Raw genomic sequence first — 6409 nt, 5'->3', positions numbered from 1 at the left:
GGGGTCCTCTTGATTTCGGCGCAAATTTCCGGTTAGAACGCTCCCGGCTGCATGCGGCTTTGCGGGTTGTCCCCAATAAATATTGGCGTTAAATCAAGGGTTTGCTGTCTCGAGCCGAAGCCCGTGGTTTTCGGCCCTCACAAGGCGACAAACGGCCAACTGCTGTCACCCGGCAGTGCTCACGAACTGACACTCGAATGGCAGGTGTGCAGCAGCTAGCGGCCTGCCATTCATGGCCATACACCGTATGCCACACCGGATAACTGAACGGGCGCTCCAGTCAAGGCGTGCGCAGGGCGTACTATTGACAACGCCCGTTGCCGACGCTCAGTGACTTGGTATCCAGAACAACTTCCCGGGCCGATATTCCCGATCACTGTTGACACGCTTGAGTCCTGATCCGTCTGCGTTGATAGTGTACAGATAGTATGTCGTCCAGCACGGAAACTCGCCGACCTCGAACTTATAGATGAGGTTGAACTCGCAATCCTTGCCCGCTTCAAAATCGGACCGAAAGACAATTTTTGTACTATCCGGCGACCAGGCAAAATTCTTGATGTCGAGCCGCTCGAATGCTCCCGGCATTGCCGCCATGTTCTGTCCGTTCGCCTCGACGGTGTACAACCGATTATTTGCGATAAAACCTATGCGACGATTGTCTGGCGACCATTGGATCTCGGTGATTCCAACCAGATTTTTCCAGAGTTCTGCTTTGATGTGCGTTTCTACCATGAAGATTTCGTGTCCCATCGAATCCGTCACCTCGAGACGGTCAAACCCTCTTTTGAAGGCAATCTTCTTGCCATCCGGGCTAAAGGTCGGGAGGAAGTCAATGTCATCTTTTGCAATCTCTATCGGTTCGGAACCCTCTGTCTGCTGAATCAGGAGTCCCGTGTATAACTTGCCAGTCGACCCGGCGAATTGAGTGTCCTTCCTGTCTCGCGTGTAGAGCGCGTAAGCGACGTTGCTTGCGTCGGGGGAGAGGGCGTAATGACTCATTCCATCGTATTGCAATAGTTTGCCTGGCATTAACAGATTGATTTTTGAATACGAGCCGTTAGGGTGAACCATGTAGATTGCTTCGGAATGTGCCACCAACATTACGCCGCTAAAGTTCGCCCAGGCGGCTTCACCGCGATTCGGGGATAGAAGTCTCGGACGCCCATTGTGGGAGGGTTCGTCGAGCAATTCAGGCGGAAGGTTCCATAGGGATTGCTTTCCACTTGCCAGATCAAAGACACCGAACTCCAATCTTTCTGGTTTTTCATTCCAGAGCCTTCGCGTCTCGAGCACAACGGGGCGTTTATCGGAGAGTACGTCGATAAGGGGAAGATGGTGCTCCGGTATTGGTGGAAAAGCCTCCGCTGAAACTGCTGACGCCATCAGGGCGCTGACAATCGCCCCACGAATCGTCCTCGACACGGCACTTGATAGATCAAATGAATCGTTCATGTGGACGATGCGTGGCCTGATTGACATTTCGATTCCTGATTTTATAGTTGAGCCCCGCCTGCAAATCGGGTCACGCACGATGCGGCGATGGCGAATGCAGTGGCCCCTTCAGGTCCACTCAGCCATTTCCATTCCCTGACCAGGTAGCCGACAAACTCGCCACCGGAGCGGTTTACAGAGTCGCCCTTACGCTCACGAGGCGTCTGTACGATACTCAACGAAGCCAGCAACCGGCCGGTAGGTGTTCAGAACCCGCCGTTCCACAGAGACGAGGGAATGGCCCGAGAAGGGTCGTCGGACCGGTTGAATCCGCCGCCAATTTCGGTCATTCGACATCGCGGCGCAGATGGTTGACAATCGCCCTTGCGGTCCAATAAAACTAAACATTCCATGAACAAATCGAGGCTTGAACAGATTCGGAACTATGGTCTCGCAGCCGTGTTTTCGATCATCTTGGCGTTCCCGCTCTCAGGTGTGACCATGGCCGTCTACATGCTCGTATTCAATCCCTCGGATGTGTTCCAGCGCCCCTTGGCGACTTTGATGACGGCACTGTTCATCGCCGTCTGGTATGGCGTAGCTATCCCGGTTTCTGGTGGCTTCCCCGTAACCGACGAGGGAGGAATACATCGCATGAATGCGTATCCTTTCATCATCGCGACGGCGGCTATTCTGTTTTTCATCTTTTGCCGGGGGTGGCGCTGGTTTCGGCGACCGGCACGACCGTCGGGCGCGGCGTAGGGCACCGTGCGGCCAACAGTTGACCTTCGCAACTGCCGTTGTAAGGGCGAAGAACGTCGGGTTTTCACTTGGTTGCGGACGTTTATCAATTGGCCCTTAGAATACGTGCACGGCACCTATCCAATATCCAAAATGGGCGAATACGAAGATAGAGCTAAACGGCATGACCTCTATGTGTCGTTCTTTCAGTCGCTACAGACGCTTAAGATCGAGGTGCCAACAGCATCCGGGGTTGATATTGGATTTTCGACTTCCCCGGCGAACGCTTTCGCGGCGTGTTTTTCAGGGTCGCGACGCTACCAGATAGCTAGAAGGTTGTTTGTATATGGCGCGAATTCCGAATCTATTGCCGACATGTTACGTGGGCGCGAACCGCTCAACTCTTTGTTGACGTTCGTTCTGGATAACTATGCTTTCAGCATGGAGCTGAGTAGCGCTATCTTGACTACACGTGTCAACTTGATGGTGGCATCCCCGAGCCGAGATGGAACTGGTGGGGAGCGTCTTTTCTCCGCCTTATCGGAGATTGCAGGCGAACTGCGCCTCGCTCACTTGGCTGATTCTATGCCGGCCAAACCCACTGGAAACCGGTGGGGTCCCGCCAGAATTCGAACGATAAGCATAATTTGTGCTGGGCTGTCGCCCCTGCTCGCCGTAATACTGCTCTTTGCATGGTTTATTCATCACTCTCCGTCGCTTTTGCACAGATAGCGGCCGCTGGGCCGCTTTGGCGACACCTTGGCCAGCAGCTTGATATCCAGCCGCCGGACGATGCGGAATACAATTCGGTACTGTACTTAGGATAACTACATAATTTAACATAACCAAAGTTATCAAACTTTAATTCCAGAGGTGATTATGTCCACCGGGACGTCATATCGCGACGCGACATGCTTACCACCTTATGTCAACTCTAGCGCCGTGATCGGGCACCTTCCTTAGTCGCTGTGCCTTCAACGCGGCATCCCGATTTCTACCGTGGCACGGATGATTTTGCATCGCTACGCTTGTCTGCTCTCATCATGGATGCGGAGCTGCATGATGGATCACTGGCGACTGGCATATCTCGGGATCCGGCAGGTACCGCGCGAGCTGAGCGAATTCGAACTCAGCACATTCTTTACATTTTCAAAACGCGAACGCACTCAGATCGATTCGCGGCGGACCGATCTTTACCGGTTGGCCATCGCGCTGCACGTCGGTTTCCTGCGAATGACCGGTCGGCCGCTTGATTCATACAGGCAGATCCCAACCATTCTTTGGCGACACCTTGGCCAGCAGCTTGATGTCCAGCCGCCGGACGTTGGGACGTTACGGTCGATCTACGACGGTAACTTCAAGACACTGTCGGACCATCATGGCTTCGCAAAAAGCATCGTAAATTTCCGGGCGATCGCCGAACATCAGCGTCGGTACGTGATCCGCTGGCTCAAGGAACAGCTTACAGGCCGCCCGGAGCGCGGCCAGCTAATGAGTGATCTGAAGCGCTGGTTTTACGAGCATCGTATCGTCATACCGTCCGATCGCAGCTTGAGGCAGTTCATCGTTCAGGCCATACACGATATCGAGGAGTCACTGCACGAGACGCTTGATCAGGCGCTCGGCATCGACAAGCTCGAGAGCTGGGCGCGTCTCCTGGCTCAGCCGCATGGAGACAACACGAGTCTGCAGCGGTGGTTATGGGCTGTCCCGCTTCGTGGCTCGACCCACCAGATGAGTGAGGTGCTCGACAAGATCAAGCTGCTCACGATGCACGGCGTGGCCAACGGCTGGCCAGTCGAGTGCAACGACGCGATCGTGCGTTATTACGCGCGCCGCTGCGCCAGCCGGCCACCTTCGATCAGCAAACGGATCGAGCCGCAAGGCCGAAGGCTTGAAGCGGCGTGTTTCATGCGCTACGCCCTTTGTACGTCGACTGATCAGATACTCATAATGTTGAGGCGCTGGGTGTTGAAAGTCGCGAACGACGCGTCGCGCGAGGTCGATACCGCAAGAGTGAAAGCCGCAGATCAGCTTCGTGAATTCGCCCTCGCCGTAAAGACACTCGCGACTGACGAATCGCTCTCGCGTGAAGCTCTCGGCAGAGAGCTTTGCGTACTGGCAGATCAGGTCCTCCAACCACATCCACCCAGCCGCCGCAGCGAGATCAGGCAGCGTTTGCTCCGAAAGCGGTACCACGCGCGCAACCTGCTGATCCGTATTGTCCAGTTGCCGTTCGAGGCCGACAACGTTCATCCTGTGCTGGATGCGATCGTCCTGTTGCGAGGTCTCTACCGCCGTCACGCTTACCTGCTGCCCGAGGGTGTGAACGTCCGGCTTGGGCGCGCGTGGCGCGAATCGATTGATGGTTTCGACCGCCTGAAGGCGATGGTGGCTTTCGAATGGGCCACGCTTTTTGCGCTGCGTGTCGCCCTTCGCAACGGCACGATTTTTGTCGAGCACAGCTTTTCCTTCCGGAGTCAGGCACATATGCTGATTCCGGCCGAAGATTGGCGGGCAAAGCGGAACAACCTGTATGGGCATCTTGGGCTGCCGCAGGACCCTCAGGAGTTTCTGGGGCCGGTTCTGGCCCATCTCGACCAGCGCCTTGAACTGCTGGATCGTGCAGCGGATGAAGGCATGGTGCGGATCGATACGGCGGTGCATCTCGATCCATTGGAAGCCCAGCCAGGTGACGTAGAAGCCGATCGCCTGCGACGAGCTATTTTTGAAGCCCATCCGCCCGGCCAGTTACCGGAGATCATCCTCGAAATTGACAGCGCAACGCGCTTCAGCTGGATCCTGCTTGGGCGCGAACCTCGATCGCGGGTCGAATTGCTCATGATGTATTCGGCTGTACTGGCCCATGGAACCTCACTCTCGGCAGCGGAGATATCCCGAATGGTCCCGGAGATTTCGCCGGCTGCAATCCATCAGATGATGAAACGACTTGAAGACGAGAGAATGCTTCGGCTTGCCGCCGATGCTGTTCTCGAATTCATGCATGAGCATCCCGTCGCCGCGCACTGGGGCCGCGCCGATCTGGCATCTTCCGACATGATGTCGCTGGAGACGACTCGCACGGTATGGCAGGCGCGTGCCGATCCTCGGCGCCGCACGGCATCCATTGGGATGTACACGCACGTGCTCGATCGATGGGGCATCTTTTACGATCAGCCCATCGTGCTGAACGAGCGTCAGGCCGGCGCCGCGATCGAGGGCGTCGTCCGACAGAGTGCAGCGAGGGACATCGCGCAGCTCGCCGTCGACACCCATGGTTACACAGATTTCGCAATGGGCCTCGCACGGGCACTGGGATTCGACTTGTGCCCTCGCCTGTCACACCTTCGTGACCGACGGCTTCACGTCCCTCGAAACCATCAAGTCCCACCGCAACTGGCCGCGGTCACTGACCGCGATGTCAGACCAGAGCTCATCGCCAACGTCTGGGACGAGTTCGTGAGAATCGCCGCATCCATCCGTTCCGGAAAATGCACTGCGGTCGATGCCCTGACCCGCTTCGGCTCAGCGGCGCGCGGGCAGGCCGTGTATGAAGGCGGCGTTCACATTGGGCGTCTGTTCAGAAGCATTTTTCTGATCGACTATTTCACGAATGCCCCTTTCAGGGCAGAGATGCAGCATGTATTGAACCGAGGAGAAGCCGTCCACAATGTCCAACGCGCGATCCATATCGGCAAGATACCCGTTGAACTGGCACGCCGTCAGGAATCACTCTCGGCGGTTTCTTCCGCGCTGACGCTTCTCTCGAATATCCTGATGGCGTGGAACACCACCCACATGCAACGAGCCCTTGAAGAAATACTGGCTACGACGGGCAAGCCACTGGAATCAGAACAATTGAGAAGAATCGCGCCGACACACCTGGAGGGAATCAACTTGCGCGGGACGTTCAATTTTCCGGTGGCTCGATACGCGCACCGAATCCTTCCAAGTCTCGAGATTGATCTGCACGCTTCGACCGCCAGTCGCCGCGCCTGAGTTGAAGTCCAAAACATTGAATCGATAATGCAGACAGCGTCTGCAGTTTCGGTCTTTCGCCACGGCGTGCGAATCAAACCGCTGGACTGCCCCCCGTCATCCGCACAATAGGGGTGCCGCAGAGGGTAGTCAGCAGGTGTTTGATTCAAAAAGAGAAATAAACAGGGCCGCAAGGCAGATGCGCACCAGGCGCAGATGTGTCTAACCGGAAAGCTGCACGGAAATCAACGGCACCCCG

At 56.1% G+C, this 6409-nt stretch carries 3 protein-coding genes; 2 read left to right on the top strand and 1 reads right to left on the bottom strand.

Features of this window, described 5'->3' with window-relative positions; genetic code table 11:
* Positions 1 to 327 precede the first annotated feature (327 nt).
* Positions 328 to 1452, bottom strand: a complete 1125-nt coding sequence (locus U5A52_RS42525; RefSeq protein ID WP_321940364.1) for a hypothetical protein — start codon at positions 1450 to 1452, stop codon at positions 328 to 330.
* 390 nt (positions 1453 to 1842) lie between these two features.
* On the opposite strand from U5A52_RS42525, the gene U5A52_RS42520 reads away from it, so the two are divergent.
* Both U5A52_RS42520 and U5A52_RS42515 read left to right on the top strand, forming a co-directional pair.
* Positions 1843 to 2193, top strand: a complete 351-nt coding sequence (locus U5A52_RS42520) for a hypothetical protein (RefSeq protein WP_321940363.1) — start codon at positions 1843 to 1845, stop codon at positions 2191 to 2193.
* Between the two features lie 1041 nt (positions 2194 to 3234).
* Entirely contained in the window at positions 3235 to 6171 is a 2937-nt protein-coding gene (locus U5A52_RS42515; RefSeq protein ID WP_321940366.1) for a Tn3 family transposase, read from the top strand.
* Positions 6172 to 6409: the final 238 nt, after the last annotated feature.

Origin of the sequence: Paraburkholderia sp. J8-2, from assembly GCF_905220195.1 — a bacterium.
GTDB lineage: Bacteria > Pseudomonadota > Gammaproteobacteria > Burkholderiales > Burkholderiaceae > Paraburkholderia.
This window is presented reverse-complemented; position numbering and strand designations above follow the sequence as displayed.

Bases quoted from the DNA above. Each gene is read 5' to 3' on its own strand.
- U5A52_RS42525 (WP_321940364.1), bottom strand. From the start codon at position 1,452: ATGAACGATTCATTTGATCTATCAAGTGCCGTGTCGAGGACGATTCGT.
- U5A52_RS42520 (WP_321940363.1), top strand. From the start codon at position 1,843: ATGAACAAATCGAGGCTTGAACAGATTCGGAACTATGGTCTCGCAGCC.
- U5A52_RS42515 (WP_321940366.1), top strand. From the start codon at position 3,235: ATGGATCACTGGCGACTGGCATATCTCGGGATCCGGCAGGTACCGCGC.